The sequence below is a fragment of the Mucilaginibacter corticis genome, from assembly GCF_007558865.1.
In the GTDB taxonomy this organism is placed as follows: Bacteria; Bacteroidota; Bacteroidia; order Sphingobacteriales; family Sphingobacteriaceae; genus Mucilaginibacter; species Mucilaginibacter corticis.
Genome location: NZ_VLPK01000001.1, coordinates 1,512,698 through 1,533,457, shown reverse-complemented (window position 1 = coordinate 1,533,457; position 20,760 = coordinate 1,512,698). Strand labels below are relative to the sequence as shown.

19 protein-coding genes are annotated in these 20,760 nt (G+C 42.2%); 9 read left to right on the top strand and 10 right to left on the bottom strand.

The window, feature by feature from the left end; translation table 11 throughout:
• Positions 1–30 precede the first annotated feature (30 nt).
• Positions 31–1,239: a DEAD/DEAH box helicase gene (locus FO440_RS06615; RefSeq protein ID WP_186292583.1), complete on the top strand. Its 1,209-nt coding sequence runs from the start codon at positions 31–33 to the stop codon at positions 1,237–1,239.
• A gap of 46 nt (positions 1,240–1,285) precedes the next feature.
• On the top strand, positions 1,286–2,278 hold the full coding sequence (locus FO440_RS06610) for a glycoside hydrolase family 43 protein (RefSeq protein WP_144247419.1): 993 nt from the start codon (positions 1,286–1,288) through the stop codon (positions 2,276–2,278).
• A gap of 4 nt (positions 2,279–2,282) precedes the next feature.
• Here FO440_RS06610 and FO440_RS06605 read toward each other — a convergent pair whose 3' ends face one another.
• The 4 genes from FO440_RS06605 to aat form a co-directional block, all read right to left on the bottom strand.
• Positions 2,283–3,293 carry a nucleotidyltransferase domain-containing protein gene (locus tag FO440_RS06605; RefSeq protein WP_144247418.1) on the bottom strand — a complete coding sequence of 337 codons (1,011 nt, stop codon included), beginning with the start codon at positions 3,291–3,293 and terminating at the stop codon, positions 2,283–2,285.
• A gap of 70 nt (positions 3,294–3,363) precedes the next feature.
• Positions 3,364–4,218, bottom strand: a complete 855-nt coding sequence (locus tag FO440_RS06600) for a hypothetical protein (RefSeq protein WP_144247417.1) — start codon at positions 4,216–4,218, stop codon at positions 3,364–3,366.
• A 36-nt stretch (positions 4,219–4,254) separates the two neighbouring features.
• Entirely contained in the window at positions 4,255–4,830 is a 576-nt protein-coding gene (gene ruvC, locus FO440_RS06595; protein ID WP_144247416.1) for a crossover junction endodeoxyribonuclease RuvC, read from the bottom strand.
• A gap of 11 nt (positions 4,831–4,841) precedes the next feature.
• Positions 4,842–5,474: a leucyl/phenylalanyl-tRNA--protein transferase gene (aat, locus tag FO440_RS06590; protein WP_144247415.1), complete on the bottom strand. Its 633-nt coding sequence runs from the start codon at positions 5,472–5,474 to the stop codon at positions 4,842–4,844.
• Positions 5,475–5,565: 91 nt separating this feature from the next.
• Here aat and FO440_RS06585 point away from each other — a divergent pair, with 91 nt between their 5' ends.
• From FO440_RS06585 to FO440_RS06575, 3 genes are all read left to right on the top strand, one after another.
• Positions 5,566–6,945: a DUF1800 domain-containing protein gene (locus FO440_RS06585; protein ID WP_144247414.1), complete on the top strand. Its 1,380-nt coding sequence runs from the start codon at positions 5,566–5,568 to the stop codon at positions 6,943–6,945.
• Positions 6,946–7,038: 93 nt separating this feature from the next.
• Positions 7,039–8,427, top strand: coding sequence for a DUF1800 domain-containing protein (locus FO440_RS06580; protein WP_144247413.1), 1,389 nt, complete (start codon positions 7,039–7,041; stop codon positions 8,425–8,427).
• A 105-nt stretch (positions 8,428–8,532) separates the two neighbouring features.
• Complete coding sequence (locus FO440_RS06575; protein WP_144247412.1) at positions 8,533–9,738, top strand: DUF1501 domain-containing protein; 1,206 nt, start codon at positions 8,533–8,535, stop codon at positions 9,736–9,738.
• A gap of 108 nt (positions 9,739–9,846) precedes the next feature.
• Here FO440_RS06575 and hisS read toward each other — a convergent pair whose 3' ends face one another.
• Entirely contained in the window at positions 9,847–11,385 is a 1,539-nt protein-coding gene (gene hisS / locus FO440_RS06570) for a histidine--tRNA ligase (protein WP_144247411.1), read from the bottom strand.
• A 327-nt stretch (positions 11,386–11,712) separates the two neighbouring features.
• Here hisS and FO440_RS06565 point away from each other — a divergent pair, with 327 nt between their 5' ends.
• From FO440_RS06565 to FO440_RS06555, 3 genes are all read left to right on the top strand, one after another.
• A complete protein-coding gene (locus FO440_RS06565) occupies positions 11,713–12,258 on the top strand; it encodes a peroxiredoxin (RefSeq protein ID WP_144247410.1) in 546 nt (181 codons plus the stop codon).
• A gap of 59 nt (positions 12,259–12,317) precedes the next feature.
• Positions 12,318–12,902, top strand: a complete 585-nt coding sequence (locus FO440_RS06560; protein ID WP_144247409.1) for a carboxymuconolactone decarboxylase family protein — start codon at positions 12,318–12,320, stop codon at positions 12,900–12,902.
• Between the two features lie 115 nt (positions 12,903–13,017).
• On the top strand, positions 13,018–13,482 hold the full coding sequence (locus FO440_RS06555; RefSeq protein WP_144247408.1) for a response regulator: 465 nt from the start codon (positions 13,018–13,020) through the stop codon (positions 13,480–13,482).
• Between the two features lie 9 nt (positions 13,483–13,491).
• Here the strand turns inward: FO440_RS06555 and FO440_RS06550 are convergent, their stop codons facing one another.
• The 5 genes from FO440_RS06550 to FO440_RS06530 form a co-directional block, all read right to left on the bottom strand.
• Positions 13,492–13,917: a response regulator gene (locus tag FO440_RS06550; RefSeq protein ID WP_144247407.1), complete on the bottom strand. Its 426-nt coding sequence runs from the start codon at positions 13,915–13,917 to the stop codon at positions 13,492–13,494.
• Between the two features lie 6 nt (positions 13,918–13,923).
• On the bottom strand, positions 13,924–15,009 hold the full coding sequence (locus FO440_RS06545) for a hybrid sensor histidine kinase/response regulator (protein ID WP_144247406.1): 1,086 nt from the start codon (positions 15,007–15,009) through the stop codon (positions 13,924–13,926).
• Between the two features lie 69 nt (positions 15,010–15,078).
• Positions 15,079–17,220 (bottom strand): sensor histidine kinase, encoded by a 2,142-nt coding sequence (locus FO440_RS06540; protein ID WP_144247405.1) that lies wholly within the window; start codon positions 17,218–17,220, stop codon positions 15,079–15,081.
• Positions 17,221–17,265: 45 nt separating this feature from the next.
• Positions 17,266–18,372, bottom strand: coding sequence for a ThiF family adenylyltransferase (locus tag FO440_RS06535; RefSeq protein WP_144247404.1), 1,107 nt, complete (start codon positions 18,370–18,372; stop codon positions 17,266–17,268).
• Positions 18,373–18,437: 65 nt separating this feature from the next.
• Positions 18,438–19,247: a hypothetical protein gene (locus FO440_RS06530; protein WP_144247403.1), complete on the bottom strand. Its 810-nt coding sequence runs from the start codon at positions 19,245–19,247 to the stop codon at positions 18,438–18,440.
• 405 nt (positions 19,248–19,652) lie between these two features.
• Between FO440_RS06530 and FO440_RS06525 the strand changes: the two genes are divergently transcribed.
• Positions 19,653–20,747: a pepsin/retropepsin-like aspartic protease family protein gene (locus FO440_RS06525; protein ID WP_144247402.1), complete on the top strand. Its 1,095-nt coding sequence runs from the start codon at positions 19,653–19,655 to the stop codon at positions 20,745–20,747.
• Positions 20,748–20,760 lie beyond the last annotated feature (13 nt).

The following is a 20,760-nucleotide window of genomic DNA, read 5'->3' as shown; positions in this document are numbered from 1 at the left end:
TACCTATCTTGTACCACACAAAAAAACAGAGTGACATTTCAGGATTTTAATTTTAACGACGAGCTAACCGAAGGCATTACAAGTATGGGGTACACCACCCCGACACCTATACAGGGAATGGCTATTCCGCTTATCCTTGCAGGCAAGGATCTGATAGCTTGCGCACAGACAGGTACGGGTAAAACGGCAGCATTTTTATTGCCGGTTTTAGAGCAGATAGGCCGCACAAAAAAGGACCATACCAGCACCCTTATATTAACCCCAACCCGCGAGCTTGCACAGCAGATAGATCAGCAGGTTGAAGGGCTGGCCTACTTTACAGGCATAAGCTCCATAGCGGTTTTTGGCGGCGGCGATGGGCACGTTTACGAGCAGCAGCGCCGTGGTATACAGAACAATGTAAATATCATCATAGCCACACCCGGCAGGCTGATAGCCCACCTTACATCGGGCATTTTAAAGCTGAACAAGATCAACCATTTGATACTTGACGAGGCCGACCGGATGCTTGACATGGGCTTTTCTGATGATATTATGCGGATAATAAGCTACCTGCCTAAAGAACGGCAAACCTTGTTGTTCTCGGCTACGATGCCTGGGCGCATCCGTAACCTTGCTAAATCGGTGTTGCGTAACCCCGAGCAGATCAATATCGCCATATCGCAGCCGGCTGTGGGTATCGATCAGCAGATCTATCGCCTGCATGACCAGCAGAAAACACCTTTATTACAGCACCTTTTAAAAGACGGCAATTTTTTAAGCACTATTATTTTCGCTTCGCGGAAAGAAATTGTGAAAGCGTTGTATAAAGAGTTAAAGGGCATTCAGCTTAAAGCGGAAGCTTTCCATTCGGACCTTGAACAAAAGGAAAGGGAAGAGATATTGCTAAGGTTCAAGAACAAGCAGCTGCCTATCATAATCGGTACAGACGCGCTTTCGCGTGGTATTGATGTGGAGGGTATTGACCTGGTAATAAACTATGATGTACCCGGCGATGCCGAAGACTATATTCACCGCATTGGCCGTACCGCGCGTGCCGCAACTACTGGTACCGCTATAACTTTTGTTAATCACCGTGACGAACGCAGGTTAAAAGCCATTGAAGAACTGATGGACAGGAAAATAACCCAGCACCCGCTGCCTGAGCATTTGTTAAGCATAGTCGAGATAAAACAAGAGCCGAAACCAAATCAAAACCGAAATAACAGGGGCAAAAAACGCGTCTGGAAGAAAAAATAGAACCCCCTCTAATCTCCCCCGAGAGGAGACTTTAAAAATTTACGACATGAGAAGTACTTTACGTTTTAAATTAATTTTAGCAATACTTACGGCATCGGCAGGTATTACAGTAGCACAGGATGCGCCTAAGAAAACATCAGGTAACCCGATAGCCCAGGGCTGGTATGCCGACCCGGAAGCCAAAATATTTGGTAAAACTTACTGGGTTTATCCAACCTATTCAGCACCGTATAACCAGCAGGTTTATATGGATGCTTTCTCATCAACCGACCTGGTTAACTGGACAAAACACCCGCATGTTTTAGATAGTGCTAATGTTAAATGGGTTAAGCGCGCGCTATGGGCACCGGCCGTGACCGAAAAAGGCGGCAAGTATTATATTTTCTTCGGCGCTAACGATATTCAGAATAACCAGCAGGTGGGTGGTATTGGCGTTGCTGTTGCTGATAACCCTGCAGGACCATTTAAAGACTATTTAGGCAAACCACTGATAGGCCAGATCATTAATGGTGCACAACCTATAGACCAATTTGTGTTTAAAGATGATGACGGTAAATATTACATGATCTACGGAGGCTGGGGTCATTGCAACATTGTTAGGTTGAAGGATGACTTTACCGGTATTGAACCTATGGCTGATGGCGTAACTTACAAATCAATCACCCCGAAAGATTATGTGGAAGGCCCGGTGATGTTTAAACGCAAGGGTAAATATTATTTAATGTGGAGCGAAGGCGGCTGGACAGGCCCCGACTACCGCGTTGCTTATGCCATAGGCAATTCTCCTGTTGGTCCGTTTGAGCGTATTGATGTGATACTGAAACAAGATCCAACTATCGCTACCGGCGCGGGTCATCACTCGGTTATCAACATCCCGAAAACCGACGAGTGGTATATTGTTTATCATCGCCGCCCCCTTACCGAAACCGATGGTAACCACAGGGTAACCTGTATTGATAAAATGTATTTTGACAAGGACGGGCATATCCTGCCGGTGAAGATCACTAACGAGGGTGTATCTGCAAGAGTGATAAAATAGACAATCAGTTAGCCAGCAAATTTTGCGGCTCGACTAAGATTTGTGAGATTTTACTTTCATATTGCGCTAAAAGCCTGGCCTGGAAATTCCCGGGGTCAGGCTTAGCATAATGTTTGCCTACATCCATAGCCATTACAGACCCTTTTGAATTTACTTTTTTCTGCTCTGTTTTTTTAGCCCACCTGTTGGCTGTAACCCTCATCAGCATATCATCAATGGCATTACCGAAACGGTTGTTAAGTAATTTTTCAAACAATATCTTAAAAAGCGACGGCTTCAACGGCTTGGCAGACGAGATTCGCATGATCTTATTAGGCAGGTAATTCCTTGTCCAACTGTTGGCCGCGTAAAACTGTTCTATAATGGTATCGCCCTGTAAGGGGATAAGTGTAACAACTTCAATAGCGGTATAGATGGTTTTTTCTTTTATCTCTAACTGCGCTTCGTCTATATAATAGTTCATGCAGAAGTAGTCCTGCTTGTTTACCAGGAAAGTTAATTTTTTAAGCGTGTGCATCAGCGTGCGCGCTATCCACAAACGGTTTTTAGCAGTGATGATAAACAGGTCTATATCTGAATTTTCGTCAGCGTAATTTTTTGACAGGGAGCCGGAAATAGCGATACCCCGTACGTATGGGAACCTGATCAGCATATCGCCAACTTTGGCGGCGACTTTAATCAGCTCGGCGGCTTTTTTATTGCCGTTGTAGCGGCGCGCAATTAAGGCGTAATCGTTTTTTAAGGTATAAAAATTATTGAACTGGTAGACTGTACGCCCTGCTACCAGCGATTTGAGCGCATAATCAAAATCATGCTGCTCGTATTTATTCTTCAGAAATAAGTAGATCTCGCCGGCGGTTAACGGATATTTAAATATATCGAAATAGGCCAGCGTAGCTAATATGTTTTCTTTTGCGTCGTTCACGTTGATGATTACAGATTCTGTGCATTCGTTACGTAGTAATGACGAAACGATGCGGCAATAGGTTGCCCCCTTATCTAAATAAATTGACACATTTTGCTATTGTAACAGGGTGGTTACAAAGCAGGAGATTTTAGAAATGAAGTAGGTTTTTGTGGTCATATTATACATCTGCACTATCGTCAACCTTTCTCAATAAATTAATGCCAATGAAGTAAGGCAGCATAAAAGGAATAGCAGGTATGGAAACGACAAAATTTAAAGTAGCAAATGGCTCCGGCAAGGTAGGCGGCAATACGTCCAATAAAAAAAACAACAGGCTTATTAAAATGTAAATATTACAAGCGGCCGGCTTAAACCAGCCTGCTTTTTTCATAGACATAGTAAAAGCTGCAGTTGCTAAATAAACAAGGGCGGCCACCATCATATTGATATAGAAAAACTGATTGCGAAGCGGCAAGACCCATTCAGGTGTTTTTTGGGTTGATGATGCCGCTATGATGCGGTACAATTTAGTTAAATAAAATCCCCAAAAAGACATATCAATAAGAAAGATCGGGATGGCAATTTGGATAGCAATGAAACCAATCAAGGCGTAAATATTACCCGCCGTATTCTTCAACTTTTCTCTTAATATGGCATATCCAAAAGCAATTAGTACACCCATTGCAAGGAGGAAATAATACCTTGTTAATTGTTCGGTTGCAGATGCCACCCAATTTTTAGGGCTTTCGAAAGGAGGTGCCCCTAAACCGGCAAACATGGAAGAAAGCATGGTGGGCACAATGAAAAATAGCGCGCAGGCAACAAGATGTTTCTTTTCTTGGTCACCTGTTTTAATAACATGAGCCCCAAGAACCCACGTGGCTATAATCATTAAAACAACATTTATAAGCCAGATGGGTAAATAGATTTTATAACTGACATAGCCAATACCAAGACCAAAAACAATAGTTAAAACAGGAACAAGCGAAAGATACAGCTGGCTTAAATTGCGTTTAAATAGTTTTGATTGCATATTATTGAAAATCAAACTTTGAAAAATATTATCCTGCTAAACTATACGCTTGGCATTGTCTTTAACGAATGTATCCCAACCCGAATAAGATTTTTTGCTTCCGCTTTTGGCGGTACTTATTTTCTGGAAAGAATGGCAAACCGCTACGGCCAGCCCATCGGTGGCATCCAGAAAATCGGGCGTTTCTTTAAAGTTGAGCAGCCTTTGCAGCATGGCGGCTACCTGTTCTTTGGTGGCATTACCATTACCGGTTATAGATTGCTTGATCTTACGCGGTGAGTACTCGGTAACCTCTACACTGCGTGATAGAGCTGCCGCCATGGCCACGCCCTGCGCCCTGCCTAACTTTAGCATCACCTGTATGTTTTTACCATAAAATGGCGCTTCAATAGCCAGGCAATCTGGTTTGTAATTGTCTATCAGGGCTACGGTTTTTTCAAATATGCGCTGCAGTTTCAGCATGTGGTCGTCAATTTTATCCATCTTCACCACCCCAAGGCTGATCAGTTCGGCTTTTGACCCGGTTTCTTTTATCAACCCATAACCCATAACCGCGGTACCGGGGTCAATGCCTAAAATTATCCGCTCTTTGTTGTTTACTGCCTGCTGCATTCTGTGCTAAGTTAACCATTTTGCAGCATAGCCATGTATTCTTTTCTGCTGATCATCCTTGCCCCCATTGATTCCATATGATCTGTATGCACCTGGCAATCCAATAATTTATACTTACCTGTTTTAATGAAGCTGATCAGCGCGGTCTTTGATGCGTTACTTACCTTACTGAACATGCTTTCGCCGCAAAAAACATCGCCGACGGCCACGCCGTACATACCGCCAACCAGGTCGCCGTCCTGCCACACTTCTACCGAATGGGCGTGTCCCTGTTCATGAAGTTTTATGTAAGCATTTATCATATCCTCAGTTATCCACGTACCATCCTGTCCGGGGCGGTCTGCAGCCGAGCAGGCCTGGATCACTTCAGCAAAACATTCATCATAAGTTATTTTAAAACGGCCCGAATTGAGCACCCGCCTCATGCTCGACGAAACATTCAACTCGGCCGGGAAAAGCACAAAGCGTTCATGCGGCGAATACCATAATATCGGCGTATCATCACTATACCAGGGGAAGATGCCACTTTGGTAGGCTAATACTAAACGTTCTGTAGACAGGTCGCCGCCAACAGCCAGCAAACCGTCAGGCTCGGCCAGTTCAGGGTCGGGGAATAATAAACGTTCATTAAGCCTGAATATCATTGGGCAAATTTAACCGTTCTTAATTAATTGCTAACGGCATTAAACTATTTGTTAAATTAGCAATCATACCTTTTGTAACAACACCAGGTGTATGGCCAATCTTAAGCAAATCAAACACTTAACATCGCGCGCCGGCTTCGGTATGGGGTTCGATGAATTTAAGGCTTCCGACGGCAATTCGGTTAAACAAGCTGTAAAAGATCTTTTTGCGGCATCGGCAAATTATGAGCCACTCGCTATTGTAAACAACACTGTCGATTACAGCATGGTGGTTAAAGGCGACAAATCTACCCGTAAAATGTTTATGCAGGAGCAGCGACGCGAAGAAAAGGAGCTTAACCTGGGCTGGATAAAGCAAATGAGCACCACCCAGGGTACTTTGCGCGAAAAGATGGCCCTGTTTTGGAACAATCATTTTGCCTGCCGTGCCAAACAGGGCGCATATACCCAGCAACTGGCCAATATCCAGCGCAGTAATGCCCTGGGTAATTTTAAAGCCATGACGCTTGAGATCAGCAAATCGCCGGCGATGCTTCAGTTTTTAAATAATCAGCAAAATTTAAAAGGGCACCCTAATGAGAATTTCGCGCGCGAGCTGATGGAGCTTTTTACCATTGGCCGCGGTAACTATACTGAGCAGGATGTTAAAGAATCGGCCCGGGCCTTTACCGGTTGGGGTTTTGACCGTAACGGCGAGTTTAAATTTCGCCCTTTTGTGCATGATAACGGGCAGAAAACTTTCTTGGGTAAGACCGGGAACTTTAAGGGTGAGGATATTATCGATATCCTGTTCGGGAAAAAAGAAACGGCGCGTTTTGTCGGCAATAAACTCTACAAATACCTGGTAAATGAAACACCCGACCCTGCACATGTTGACACCATGGCTGACGTGTTTTACAATGCAAACTACGAGATAAAACCTTTATTGGAATATGTTTTTACAGCAGATTGGTTTTACGGGGATAAAAACGTGGGCAACCTGGTTAAATCGCCGGTCGAACTGATCGTGGGCCTGAACAGGCAGTTTGGCATTAATTATCAACGCCCTGAAGTATTGCTGCAATTTCAAAAAGTATTGGGGCAGGTATTGTTTTATCCGCCCAATGTTGCCGGCTGGCCCGGCGGACGCAGCTGGATAGATAGTTCGTCGTTAATGTATCGCCTAAAAATACCATCGACAGTACTGAATGGCGGTGTCATAGATTTTACAGGTAAAGCTGACCCGGAAGACGAAGCGTTTCTAGCTACCATGCACACGCAGCAGGAAAATGTAAACATGCGGGTACAGGCACAGCCTGATTGGAACAAGTTTTTAGGGGAGATCCCTAAAGGCATGAATAAAACAAGCATTGCCGAATTTATGTTACAACCTAAGTTGAGCAACGCGTTAATGAGCAGTATCAATCAATCAACAAATATAAAAGCGATGGTGATAGAAGTGGTTTCGTCGCCGGAATATCAGTTAAGTTAAGTCTGATTTATTGAATTAATGAATGACTGAATTTTATAACAAGTTGCTAAATCAATAATTGTATAATTCAATAACTCAATAATTATTGGGGGTATGAATAATTCAAAACATATAAAGCATTTGTACGCCAGGGCCGGTTTCGGGATCAGGTTTGAGGACCTGCATGACCGCGAGAACTGGTCTATCAAAAAAAGTGTGCGCAAGCTTTTTAAGGCTTCTGAAAAAATCGAACCACTTAATGCCGTTACCGAAAATATCGACCTGAGGCCGCGCGATTATAAGACTATGACTGACGATGAAAAACGGCAGTTAAACCAGGATCGTAACATGCAGGACAAGGCATTAAACGATGCCTGGATAAAGCAGCTTAGCAATGCCGATGCCCAGTTGCGCGAAAAGATGACCTTGTTTTGGCATAACCATTTTGCGTGTAATATTGGTAATGCGTTTTATCAGCAGCAATTAAACAATGTTGAGCGTACCTATGCCCTGGGTAATTTTAAAACTTTGTTATTGCAGGTATCGCAAACGCCGGCCATGCTGCAGTTTTTAAATAACCAGCAAAATCAGAAAGGGCACCCTAACGAGAACTTCGCGCGCGAGCTGATGGAGCTTTTTACCTTGGGCCGTGGACATTATACCGAGCAGGATGTTAAAGAGTCGGCACGGGCGTTTACCGGCTGGGCCTATAATGGTAAGGACGGTACGTATAAGTTCAATACCCGCGGGCATGACGATGGTATTAAAACATTTCTAAACAATACCGCCAATTTTTGCGGGGAGGATATCCTGAATATCATTACGGAAAACAAACAGACCGCTGTGTTTATCTGCACCAAGCTGTATCGTTATTTTGTGAATGAACTACCTGACGATGCCCACGTAGCGCAAATGGCAGACGTGTTTTATAAAGAAAATTATGAGATAACGCCGCTGCTGAAATTCATGTTTTTAGCAGATTGGTTTTATGACGATAAAAACATAGGCAACCTGGTAAAATCGCCGGTTGATTTTTTGGTGGGGCTAAACCGCCAGTTTTATATCAACTATCAAAATCCTGACGTGCTGATCCAGTTTCAGCGCGCACTGGGGCAGGTGCTGTTCAGGCCGCCAAATGTTGCCGGCTGGCCCGGCGGCAGATCCTGGATAGATAGTTCGTCGTTGATGTACAGGATGAAGATCCCGTCGACCATATTAAACGCGGGGCTGATAGATTTTACAGGTAAGGCTACGCCCGAGGATGAAGCCTACCTGGCATCGCAGCGCAAACAGCAGTTAAATGTGATAAAGCGGGTACAGGCGCAACCCGACTGGGATAAATTTTTAAAAGATATCCCGAAGGATACCACGCACGAAGAAATAGCCCGGTTTATGTTAGAGCCGGATCTGAATAAAACAGTAATTGACGAAATAAACAGGCCGGGTGATTTGAAATCGGTTGTGATACAGATCGTATCAACGCCGGAGTATCAGTTGTGCTAAGCCCCCTAACCCCCTAAAGGGGGAACAACAGAGGGTAGAATTACTTAATAGTAAAAAAGAAATTAATCAAAAGCTCCCCCTTTAGGGGGCTGGGGGGTTAAGGTTATGGAAAGAAGACAATTTTTAAAGAACACCGCGTTAGTATCAGGCGCGTTTATGGTGCCGGCATTTTTGAAACCGCTGGAAGCTATTGCAAAAAGCGATATTACCGGGCATAAAAACCTGGTGATTATTCAGCTTTCGGGCGGTAATGACGGGTTGAATACCGTGATACCTTATGGTAACGATATCTATTATCAAAAGCGTAAAACCATAGCTATCAATAAGCCTGATGTAATTACGCTTAACGATATGCAGGGGCTTAACCCTAACCTGTCAGCTTTAAAAGAGATCTACGACCAGGGGTGGATGAGCATTGTTAATTCGGTAGGTTACCCAAATCCCGACAGGTCGCATTTTCGGTCGATGGATATCTGGCAGACAGGCAGCGACAGCAACCAGTTTTTAAGTACCGGCTGGATAGGGCGTTACCTGGATTCAAATTGCCAGACCTGTAAGAATCCATACACCGCTATTGAGGTGGATGATACCCTCTCATTGGCCATGAAAGGCACCAAGATGAAAGGTATTGCGGTGCAGGACCCTAATAAACTGTTCCAAACTACGCGCGAGCCCTTTTTTAAAGACCTGGTGCATGACCATGGCGATGCCAATTTGAACGAGGATAATCTGGGTTACCTGTATAAAACCATGATCGAAACCTATTCATCGGCAGATTATATTCAGAAGACATCAAAGACCTATAATGTTACCGCGCAATACCCTAATACGGCTTTGGGTAACCAGCTTAAAAATGTATCTAAATTTATTAATTCGGGTTTAGATACAAGAGTTTATTATGTTTCATTAAGCGGTTTTGATACACACGTGGGCCAGCAGAACCAACAGGGGCGCCAGTTAAAAATTTATGGCGATGCTGTGGCAGCTTTCATTAAAGATCTGAAAGCAACGGGCAAGTTGGATGACACACTGGTTATGACCTTCTCTGAATTTGGCCGCCGGGTTGAGCAAAACGCCAGCAATGGCACCGACCACGGTACAGCTAACAATGTATTTATGTTTGGCGGTAAACTAAAGAAACAAGGCATATTTAACGATGCGCCCGACCTGACCACGCTTGATAACGGAGATTTAAAATACCAGGTAGATTTCAGGGATATTTACGCCACCCTGCTTGATAAATGGCTTGACGTAAACAACAGCCAGGTGTTAAGTAAGAATTTTGCGGGGCTGGATCTTGTTAATGTTTAATGATCAACTGTCATTCTGAGCATAGCGAAGAATCTTCTACGTGTGATTAGAACGCCGGACTATCTTTTATAAGATTCTTCGCTATGCTCAGAATGACAAACTCGGTTGCTATAATCCAGTCGTTAACTTCTCAATGATCTCTTTGGCAGTCAGTTTCTCTTGTATGCCCGATGTCATATCCTTAAATGTAAGCGCACCGCTTTGCATCTCATCGCTGCCGATAACAACTGTGTAAGGAATGTTTTTGTTATTCGCGTAATCCAGTTGTTTTTTGATCTTGGCGCCGGCAGGGTATAGTTCCGTATTGATATCGTTGTCGCGAAGTTGTTGTAATAACGGTAAGGCAAACAGCTCGCCGTCCTTATCAAAACAACAGATCAAAACCCGGGTACTTTGGTTGGCATCTTCGGGAAAAAGGTCAAGTTCTTCCATTACATCATAGATCCGGTCGGCACCGAAGGAGATACCTGCGCCGGTTAATCCTTTTAAGCCGAACATACCGGTAAGGTCATCATAACGGCCGCCGCCGCCAATGCTGCCCATGGCAACCTCGTTTGTTTTAACCTCGAAGATAGCGCCGGTATAATAGTTCAAGCCGCGGGCAAGGGTAATGTCTAACTCTATCGTAGCGTTTTGTAAGTTAAAGTGATTGATATAGCTAAATACGGTTTCAATTTCTTCACAGCCTTTTAAACCTATTGCTGATGTGGCCAAGGCGGTGCGCAGGCTTTGCAGTTTGGTGGTGTTGCTACCTTCCAATAAAATAACCGGTTTTAACTGTTCGATATCTTCGGGCGTAAAGCCTCTTTCCAGCAATTCTTTTATTACGCCATCAAGCCCGATCTTGTCTAATTTATCAATGGCTACAGTCAGATCAATGATGTTATCACTTTTTCCTATAATCTCAGCTATTCCAGATAGAATTTTTCTATTATTTATTTTTATGGTAAAATCTTTCAGTCCCAGGTTGCTTAAAGCTTCGTCGTAGATCAATATAAATTCGGCTTCGTTCAACAGCGAATCAGACCCAACCACATCGGCGTCGCACTGAAAGAACTCGCGGTAGCGGCCCTTTTGCGGTCTGTCTGCACGCCATACCGGCTGCACTTGGAAACGCTTGAAAGGAAAAGTGATCTCATTTTGATGCTGCACAACATAACGGGCGAAAGGTACGGTTAGATCGTAGCGGAGGGCTTTTTCTGAAATATCAGGCGTCAGCATTTTTGAATTTAAATTCTCTTTAATAATATTGAGAATGTGCGATTCCTGTGAGCTTATAACTTCTTTTGTCTTGTCTATATGAGATTTGAAAATTTCAGCATTTTCTTGACTCATGTTTTCAATGTTGCTTTTAAATTTTAGATCCTCACTAAAAAGGTTGCTAATTTTTTCTAAAGTATTCTTAAGAATATTTGACTTCTCAATGTACTCGCCACTATCCAATATCTTAAACATCAACTTATCACCTTCATCACCATACTTACCCGTAAGGGTTGACAGGTTCTCCATCGACGGCGTTTCTATTTGCAGATAGCCATATTTGCGAAAAACTGCTTTAATGGTATCAAAAATAAAATTACGCTTTGCCATTTCGGCAGGCGAGAAGTCGCGGGTACCTTTAGGTACAGATGGTTTTATAGCAGCCATGCGGCAAATGTACAAAAAAGAGGGGGATAGTGTAAACTCTGCTTATACGGGAATATCCGGTTACATTATATAGCGATGGGTTTAAAACCCACCGCTATGGTATAATTTCATAAAATTACTTTTAAGCTGCCGCGATTAACAATTTCTAAATTATACACTCTTAAAACAAGCTGTTTTTGCCATCCTGTTAATTTTTTTATGATTATTTAAGAATACTATAAATATGTATTTAATTATAGATTTTAACTATAACACATATAGAATACTAATATATTTTCACAGCCAAATGGCGTATATTTGTTCAAAATTAAAAACACACATCATAATATGATTACAATAGGAGAAAAATTTCCGGCATTTTCAAAAACAGCCGTAGTTAGCTTAGAAAAAGGAAAAGAGTTTGAAACATTGACTTCAGAATTTTTGGTTAATGACGACAACGTTTGGACAGTAATGTTCTGGTGGCCAAAAGATTTTACTTTTGTTTGCCCTACAGAGATTGCTGAATTTAACAAAAACTTTGGCGAGTTCCGTGACCGCGAAACCCGTTTGATCGGCGCTTCAACTGATTCTGAATTTGTTCACGCTGCATGGAGAACACATCATGACGACCTGCGCGACTTGAAATTCCCGATGCTGGCTGATACTTCAAAATCATTGGCAGAAGAGCTGGGTATTTTAGAGCCTAACGAAAAAATTGCTTACCGTGCTACTTTCATCATTGACCCTACAGGTATTGTACGTTGGGTTTGCGTTAACGACCTGAGCGTAGGCCGTAACGTTAAAGAAGTATTGCGTGTACTTGATGGTTTACAAACTGACGAGCTTTGCCCATGCAACTGGGAAAAAGGACAGGAAACGTTAACCGTTTAATGATTTAAAGATCCCCGGTAAAACGGGGATTTTTTGTTAATTATAATTAAACAGCTATCATGAGCGAAAGCACAGAAACAATAAACGAATTATTGCAAAGCATAGGCGTGGATACCGCTTACCGTACCGCCAGCCTTACTTTGCTTGAACAAGGCGAGTCGCGCTATTTACGCGACCTGAAATTAAATTTTACCAGCACCCTAACTTCCGAGCATTTAAGCACCAAAGAATGCGCGCTGCTGGGTTTAAGCGTGGCGGTTAACAACAACAACTTACCGCTGACCAACTTTTTTAACAAATACGCGGCAGACCAGGGTGCAACTAAGGAAGAAATAGCCGAGGCGGCAGCCTGCGCGTCTTTATTGGCATCAAATAATATCTTCTACCGTTTCAGGCATTTTACGCAAAAAGAAAAATATAGCCAGATCCCGGCACGTATCCGCATGCAGATCATGATGAAACCTGTAACCGGCAAAGAATTTTTCGAACTGATGAGCCTTACTATATCGGCTGTTAATGGCTGCGAAATGTGCGTTAACGCGCACGAGGACTCATTAATTAAGCTTGGAACTACCGAAGAACGCATCTTTGACGCTGTCAGAATAGCATCATTAATTACATCAACCGGAAAAATTGTATTTTAATTTGGTTGTAATTTTCGATATTTATATCTAATTTTAATATAATGGGCCATTGCTTGTCTAAACAACATGGGCAATGGCTTGTTATTGATTAAACAGATATTAACTACCATCCCCCATGGCCGAAAAAAAGATAACCATCCTCTATGTAGATGACGAAGAAAACAACCTGTTTTCTTTCAAAGCAGCTTTCCGGATAAAATACCAGATCTATACTGCTATAAGTGGCGATGAAGCATTAAAAATGCTTGGTGAAAAACCCGTACACATCATCATTACAGATCAGCGCATGCCTAACATGACAGGCGTTGAGTTCCTGGAAAAGGTTATTGAAACACATCCGGACCCCATGAGGATATTGTTAACCGGCTATGCCGATATGGGCGCAGTTGTTGACGCGGTAAACAAAGGCAAGATCTTTCATTACCTGACCAAACCATGGAACGAAGAAGAGTTGGATATGACCATTACCCGTGCATATGACGCTTATCTTGAAAAATTAAAGCTTAAAGAAGAGAATGAAAAGCTGGAAACATCAAATGACCAGCTGGAATTTTTATTAAGGCAAAAACTATTGTCGTAAGCTAAAAGATCAAACACCCGTTTCGAGATTATATTCTTTACCTACTTTTGTAAGCAAAGTGTTTAACCCGGTGGCGGTTACGGGCTTGGTTACCCGGGCTTTAAACGATTTATAAGACCTGATCAGGTTAATGTCTGATACCTCGACAGACGAAGTAAGCGCTACTATATAGTATTTTTCCTGGATCTTTGGGTCAAGCTTTTCAAATTGCTCAACAAACTCAAACCCGTTCATTAAGGGCATATAAATATCCAGGAATACAAGGATAATTTTGATGCCCTCGTCATAGTCAGGGTGGGCAATATGCTCAAGGGCCTGGTAGGGGTTAAGGAAACTTTTAACATTAAAATTTTTATTTGCATTGGTTATCACTTTACGGGCAATAAAGTGGTCCAGTTCGGTATCATCAATAATTATGAATGATAGGTCTTTCATGCAAATTTATTTGGTCGGTACGGTAACCTTAAATGTGGTGCCTTTATTTAAAACAGAATTAACTTCAATCTGGCCATTTAGTTTTAATAAGGCGCTTTTTACGTTGTATAAGCCAAACCCTGACCCCGACTCCTGCGAACTTGCCCGGTAAAACAGGTTAAAGATCTCGCCAAGGTGGTTGCCTAATATACCAATGCCGGTGTCGCTTACTACAATGGTTGCTACGCCTTTATTTACTTCAATATTCAATTCAACCAGTTTAGCGTCGTTATTTTTATTCTGATACTTAAACGCGTTAGACAATAAGTTATTCAAAATCAGCTTTAAAGGTACGGTATCGCTTCTAAAAGGCTCGCGCTGGTTTATATTTACTTTGAAAGTGATGTCGGCACTGTTTGAGAAAACTTTGTAAATATCCCTGAACTCATCGGTCATCTTTTTAAAGTCTATCTCGCAAATCTGCAACTCGCCGCGCTGCAGGCTGTAATAATCATGCATGCTCAAAATGTAGGTGTCCAGCTTTTTAAGGGATTTTTCCATTAAAAAAAGCATTTCCTTCATTTCGGCAATATCATACATTTCGCGGGCAACGTTTATCGCCCCTAAAATACCCGACAAAGGCCCGCGGATATCATGGCTTACGCTATAAGCAAATTTATCAAGCTCGCTGTAAGCTTTTTGCAGTTCTTCGTTCTTGATAGCCAGCATAGAGTTGGCCTGGTAAAATTTGTTGGCTTCTTCAATGGCCGAGATCAGCTCAGCCTCTGCCCATGGCTTTTTGACAAACCTGAAAATGTTGCCCCTATTTATAGAGTCAATAACCGCTTCAATATCCGTGTAGGCCGTTATCAATATGCGCATTGGCAACGGGTGCGTACTGCGGATCCCCTCAAAAAACTCAACCCCGGTTTTAACCGGCATACGCTGATCACAAAATATTACCCGGATATCGGGATGCTTTTCAAGGTGCTCCATGGCACCCGGAATGTTTACTGCGGTGAATACCTGGTAATCAAGTCTTAAAGTAGCTTTAAAACCGGTAAGATTATCCATCTCATCATCCAAATACAGTATTTTAATTTTTTCTGCCATTATTGTGATTTTTAAGTGCAGTTAGGTTTAATTGGTTTAGTATAAAAAGACAAAACTTGTATACGCAAGTTAGACAAGTTTTGTGTCGTAAATGGCAGGTATTTTCAAAATAAACTCCGTGCCTTTACCAACTTCAGAATTAACTATAATTTGCCCATTGTGCTTCTTAATAGTATTGTATGCAATACTCATACCCAAACCTGTTCCTTCGCCTACTTCTTTGGTAGTAAAAAATGGCTCAAAGATCTTCTTCATGGTCTGCTCACTCATGCCTATACCGTTATCAGCAATAGTAATGGTTACATCTTCGTCGTCATTCTCTGTTTTGATCAGGATCTCCCCACCCTCTTTGTCTCCAAATTTCTTCTCTACAGCATAGATCCCGTTTGATAAAATATTCAGGAATACCTGGTTCAGCTTACCGGCGTAACATTCAATAAGCGGCAGTTCAGCATATTCCTTAATTATTTTTATCCGGTTATTTAAAAGGTTATTTGCTATTACTAACGTCGAGTCAAGCCCCTCGTTCATATCTGCTCTTTTCAGATCATCTTCATCAAGGCGCGAAAATATTTTAAGTCCCTTAACAATTTCGGCGGTACGCGACGCCCCTTCGTAAATGCCCTTTATTAAATGCTTGATCTCCATCACCAAATAGTCGAAGTCCATTTCTTCTTTGTAATCTTCTATTTGCTTTTTCTTCTCGGCTATTGATAGATCAGACTGACTTACGCGCTCAATGTTACTCATTACATCTAAAATCATTTCAACATCGCGTTTTAGCGGATTAATATTTGAGGTGACAAAGTTGATTGGGTTATTGATCTCATGCGCTATACCGGCGGTTAACTGACCAAGTGATGCCATTTTTTCTGACTCGACCAGCTGGCTTTGAGCTTGTTTCAGATCTTCAAGCGATTCGTTCAACTCATGCGTACGCTCTTCAACTTTCGATTCCAGCATTACGTTTTGCATCCTTACAATACGCTCATTTTCTTGCAAAGTGCGCAGCACTTCGGCTTGCGACGCTTCTTTTTCGCCTTTTAAAATATTGATCTTATTAGCCAGCGCGAAGGACAGGAATACGGCCTCTAAAGCAGAACCGATCTCGACCGAGTGAACCGTAAAAAGGTTATACGGAACGATATTAAAATCTTTAAATACAAAGATCAAGATACTGGTAAAGAAGATAGACCAGCTTATTAAAAAGAATTTAGCTGATGCCTGTTTTTTACGATAAGCAGCCGTAGCAATTACCATAAGTAATATAGAAACGATAGCTGCCGTAGGATTAACTACCTGGAACGCTACAACCCCATTGCCCGACAACAACAAGATCATAGCAATGGTATATAAACCTACAGTTACATTAAGCGCTATATTAAGCTTGGGTACAATTACTTTGGTATGTAAAAAAGACTTGGCAAACATAATGGTGGCCACACCAGACATTACTCCGCAAAAAATAACCATGTTTTTTGATAGCCAGACATTGTCTGTCCATAAAAAACGGTGTGAATAACCCAGCAAGGTCATTTGGGTTAACGTTACCCAAAAAATGTAGTGGCAGTAAACAATGTAATCCTTGTCCTTAGTGGTAAAGTAAATAAACAAGTTATACAACAACATCACCAGCATAATGCCCAGGTAAATGCCGCTGCGGGTATCGGTAGTACTAATTTCGGGGACAATGGTTTGCGCCGTTTTTAAACTTAATGGGGCAAGGATCTGTTGCGTGCTTTTAAGCCGAACATAACAGTCAACGGCTTCGCCTTTTTTAAGCGGGATATTGAACAGGTAAAATTGATGGCTGTAAGGTTTGTTTCTCAAGGGCAGGATATTTGAGCTTTTTACGCTGTCAACCTGCGTACCTCTAACTATATACAGGTCTGCATCGTCAATTATCGGGTTAGATATGTCTAATATTACCTTATCCAGCTCTGAATCATTTATCAGCCTGAATTTTATCCAGTTATTGTACGGGCTGATACCCAGGTTAGGTACGGCCAGGGTACTTGCCTTAAACAAAGCCGGCGACTGGCTTATTTTGCTAAAACTTAATTTATTGGTTACATCCTGGTATAAATAAACATCTTTACCAAAATAGCCCTGCTTTAGCGTATTGTTAACGCTTACAACATTTTGCGCATGTGTAAGGGTACTTATTATTAAAAATAAGATAGCTAAAGCCGATGTCTTTAAGTATTGCATTGTATTTTTTTATAAGGTTAGGTACTAACGACGAAGTAAATGTACTTACATTTTAAAAATTTCGTCGAGATCTACATAATAACGTCCCGATTGCGTGTGCTCTCCTAATAATATCTTGCGTGCAATGTCGGTAGTAATAGCGCCCCCAAGTACTACAGACGATGCCAGCTGCGGCCAGGTATTGATGGTTTTACCTATTTCGGCCATTGATAGTTTCATCCTTTCTGATAATGAATCAAATGAAAGTATGGACATCAAAATACCCTGGCGGTTCTCATCCGTTACTTTTATGCCGTTATTCTCTATAAACGCGTCAAGATAGCCGTGCATTATGCCCCTGTCTTTTTCAATGTCAAAACGCTCAACATCCAGCATACCGCGGTCGTTGGTGTCCATTACAACGGGTATCTGCAGCTCTTTGGCTTTAAAACGGCTGTCTAACTTAATATCTATACCGTCGCAAACTTCAATAAACAGGTCAAGGTTACCGCCGCCGGTAAAAAACTCATCCATGTTTTGCTTGTGCAGGCCGTCGCTAAATATCTTAACTTTTATAAAAGGGTCTATTTCAACAATCTCGCGGGCGGCTATCACTGTTTTATTCAGGCCCAGGTTGTGTGACCCGGCACGGATGCGGTTTAAGTTGCTCAGTTCGGCAGTGTCAAAATCTGCCAGGCGCAACTCGCCGCAAATGCGTTCCATAGCCATAGTTAACGCTATCGACTGCCCTACAGATAAGCCAACTATACCTATCGCCTTTGTTTTTAATAATAACTGTTCTTCGCGGGTTATTTTGTTGTGGTTACGATTGGTGCGCACCTCAACAAACTCATCCTCATCCAACAAATGCACCAGGCGTTTTGACCAGGGGTAATAAACCCATACGCCGTACTCATTTATATCTTTGCCGGCAAGATGATTGGTGATCAATTCGGGGTATTCGTCATCACTGATCTTTACTGAGGGACGCTCACTTTTAACCAACTCCTGTAGCTGTCCGTAAATTTCGTCCTGGATAAATAATACTTCGCCATCCTGTACCAGGCGGTCAAATTCCTGCTTGTCTGACGGTTTATCAATTCGCAAAATAATTGGCACATAAGCTTGCTTCAGTTGTGCTGAGCTTTCCAATAAACTTGCAATATTCCTCATTTGTTTAAAATTAGTAATAGCTATACGCAAAACTATGCAGAATGGTTAGCTTTTTAGGTTAGTTATTATAGAAAATCCCACTCTTTATTGCCGACATTAGGATTTAGCATATTTTTTTCAGCATTGGCTATTGTTGCCTTTAAATCCCACTTATCAAGGTTAGGTATCTGGGTTTCGTAGTGTATAGTTATCTTTTTGCCGCGTAATTCTTCCTCGCGCACCGTATTTAAATTATTACGGATCTTCATGATGGCCGTCTTATCCTCCTCGTAAGCTTTGCTTAAGGTAGGCACATCCCTAAGCAGCATGGTCGTGGCAATAAGATCAAGCTTAGGGTAATAAAACGTACCGTCGTTACCTATACTTGCCTCCAACTGCATGCCCACAGCCTCAACCGGTTTTACCGTATATGGGGCACATAACGCAAACAGCGATTGTAAACCAATTTGGTAAGAGATGGCCACAGCCGCACGGATCAAAAAGATACTGCCTACACCATAACCGGCAATCTCTCTCGAGTTCCACAAGCCGCAGAGCTCGCCGGTGCCATGCTGCGCGTATTTCCAAACCAGTTCAAATACAGATCTGTCCATAGCGTAAGTCGCGGTTTCAAGCGGCAACAATTCTGTACCGCCGGATACATGCACCCGGGCCCCGCCAAATACACGCTTGCCGTCTAACGACTCAACAACGATAACAAAAGCGGCGGGGTTATTCACCCATTCGTTTTTACTATATGATACCTTAGTAACACCAATGTTTGTTAATACATGCGTATGCCCTTCAATAAAAAGCGCGCAGGTTTGCGGTTCATCGATGGCTCTGAACGCTCTTAGTCGTACTTCCGGGTTTTCTTTATTTATAAGGCCATCCATTAGTTGGTGTTAACAAGGCAAATCAATAGTGTAAATTTTAAAGGGTGAGCCTTAAAATAGTCAAATAATCAATAGTGTTCTTTGTACAATATGCTTAAAATCAATCCGATCAGCAAAATTGACTTTAAATCGTATTGCTTGTAGGTTTAATCACGGAAAATTAACAATTAATTTCCAAAAAAATCAGGCAAATAAATCATTAAACAGGCAAATGTTATTTAATTAAAGCGCTTGTTTTTAGTATTTTGCTGATTGTTATGGATTTAAGTAATAATTAATGAGCTGTGATTATTGATGGTTTACATAAAGTTAATAATATATTTTTAATATACTGCTATACAGATATGTATAAATTGCCGTTATTGTGTATAATTGAAATCAGGTTATAGCCGTAAATCATACTAAATGAGTAAACATTTCCTAAAATATCTTCCGGCACTATTCTTATTGGTATTTGCAGCTTCCTGTAAAAAGGATGCTAAAGTGCCCCCTACCGTTACGCAGCCTTCCAACTTTGCTAAACTGGGGCTATACGAACAGGTAAGCGGCAGCAACAGGCGCGTGTTTATTGCCGTATCAAAAATTGGTACCGTTAGTACAACAGATTACGGGCTGGTTTTTGATACTGGATCAACCGGGCTGACAATTGATGCCAGCGGAATTATCCCCGCGTCGATGATCACGTCAAGCGGTTTCCAAATAACCGGTGACTCAGTTAATGTTAACGGCATCACCATAACATCGCAAACCGCTACCTTAACTTACGGTGGTGTTGACGGCTCTATAAAAGAATATGGTAACCTGGCCTACGCGCCGGTAACCATTGGCGATGGCAACGGCAATGTCACTACACCGCGCATTCCCATATTTTTATATTATAAAGTTGTTAACGTAAATACAGGTACGCAGCTTGCTGCCCATTCGGCCGACGTTTTTGGCGTAGGGCCGGGTGTAAGCGCGACAGCGAGGGCTATTGCCAGTCCCTTAAGTTATTTTAAACTGCCGGATAATATTACCAGCGGGTTTAGGTTAGCCATGCTTAATTCGACAAATTTTAGCGCTACCGCTACTTATACTGCGGGCTTATTATATATCGGCTTAACGTCCGACGATCTGAACGCGTCGAATTTTATAATGCACCCGCTTACCTACAATGCTATAGCAGGTTATCAGCCAAACATTAAGTCAACCATAACTTATAACGGGCAAAATGTGCCCGGCACCATATTGTTTGATACCGGCACCCCTGCTACCACTATTATTGAGAACAGCGCGGCCACAAGCAATTCTGCGGCGCTGCCTGCCAATACGGTTGTTTCTATTACCACCGACCAGGGTTTTAGCTACCAGTACACCACCGGCACCGACCTTAATTTAACCGAAGTGCAGAACCCATCATACTCAAACGACCGCAGAACAATTTTCAGCATCGATTTTTTCCTGAGTAATGAGTACCTGCTTGATTATACCAATCACCGCATCGGCCTAAAGAATAATTAGCGTAACTTGGCTT

Bases quoted from the DNA above. Each gene is read 5' to 3' on its own strand.
- FO440_RS06610 (WP_144247419.1), top strand. From the start codon at position 1,286: ATGAGAAGTACTTTACGTTTTAAATTAATTTTAGCAATACTTACGGCA.
- FO440_RS06600 (WP_144247417.1), bottom strand. From the start codon at position 4,218: ATGCAATCAAAACTATTTAAACGCAATTTAAGCCAGCTGTATCTTTCG.
- ruvC (WP_144247416.1), bottom strand. From the start codon at position 4,830: ATGCAGCAGGCAGTAAACAACAAAGAGCGGATAATTTTAGGCATTGAC.
- aat (WP_144247415.1), bottom strand. From the start codon at position 5,474: ATGATATTCAGGCTTAATGAACGTTTATTATTCCCCGACCCTGAACTG.
- FO440_RS06585 (WP_144247414.1), top strand. From the start codon at position 5,566: ATGGCCAATCTTAAGCAAATCAAACACTTAACATCGCGCGCCGGCTTC.
- FO440_RS06580 (WP_144247413.1), top strand. From the start codon at position 7,039: ATGAATAATTCAAAACATATAAAGCATTTGTACGCCAGGGCCGGTTTC.
- FO440_RS06575 (WP_144247412.1), top strand. From the start codon at position 8,533: ATGGAAAGAAGACAATTTTTAAAGAACACCGCGTTAGTATCAGGCGCG.
- hisS (WP_144247411.1), bottom strand. From the start codon at position 11,385: ATGGCTGCTATAAAACCATCTGTACCTAAAGGTACCCGCGACTTCTCG.
- FO440_RS06565 (WP_144247410.1), top strand. From the start codon at position 11,713: ATGATTACAATAGGAGAAAAATTTCCGGCATTTTCAAAAACAGCCGTA.
- FO440_RS06560 (WP_144247409.1), top strand. From the start codon at position 12,318: ATGAGCGAAAGCACAGAAACAATAAACGAATTATTGCAAAGCATAGGC.
- FO440_RS06555 (WP_144247408.1), top strand. From the start codon at position 13,018: ATGGCCGAAAAAAAGATAACCATCCTCTATGTAGATGACGAAGAAAAC.
- FO440_RS06550 (WP_144247407.1), bottom strand. From the start codon at position 13,917: ATGAAAGACCTATCATTCATAATTATTGATGATACCGAACTGGACCAC.
- FO440_RS06545 (WP_144247406.1), bottom strand. From the start codon at position 15,009: ATGGCAGAAAAAATTAAAATACTGTATTTGGATGATGAGATGGATAAT.
- FO440_RS06540 (WP_144247405.1), bottom strand. From the start codon at position 17,220: ATGCAATACTTAAAGACATCGGCTTTAGCTATCTTATTTTTAATAATA.
- FO440_RS06535 (WP_144247404.1), bottom strand. From the start codon at position 18,372: ATGAGGAATATTGCAAGTTTATTGGAAAGCTCAGCACAACTGAAGCAA.
- FO440_RS06530 (WP_144247403.1), bottom strand. From the start codon at position 19,247: ATGGATGGCCTTATAAATAAAGAAAACCCGGAAGTACGACTAAGAGCG.
- FO440_RS06525 (WP_144247402.1), top strand. From the start codon at position 19,653: ATGAGTAAACATTTCCTAAAATATCTTCCGGCACTATTCTTATTGGTA.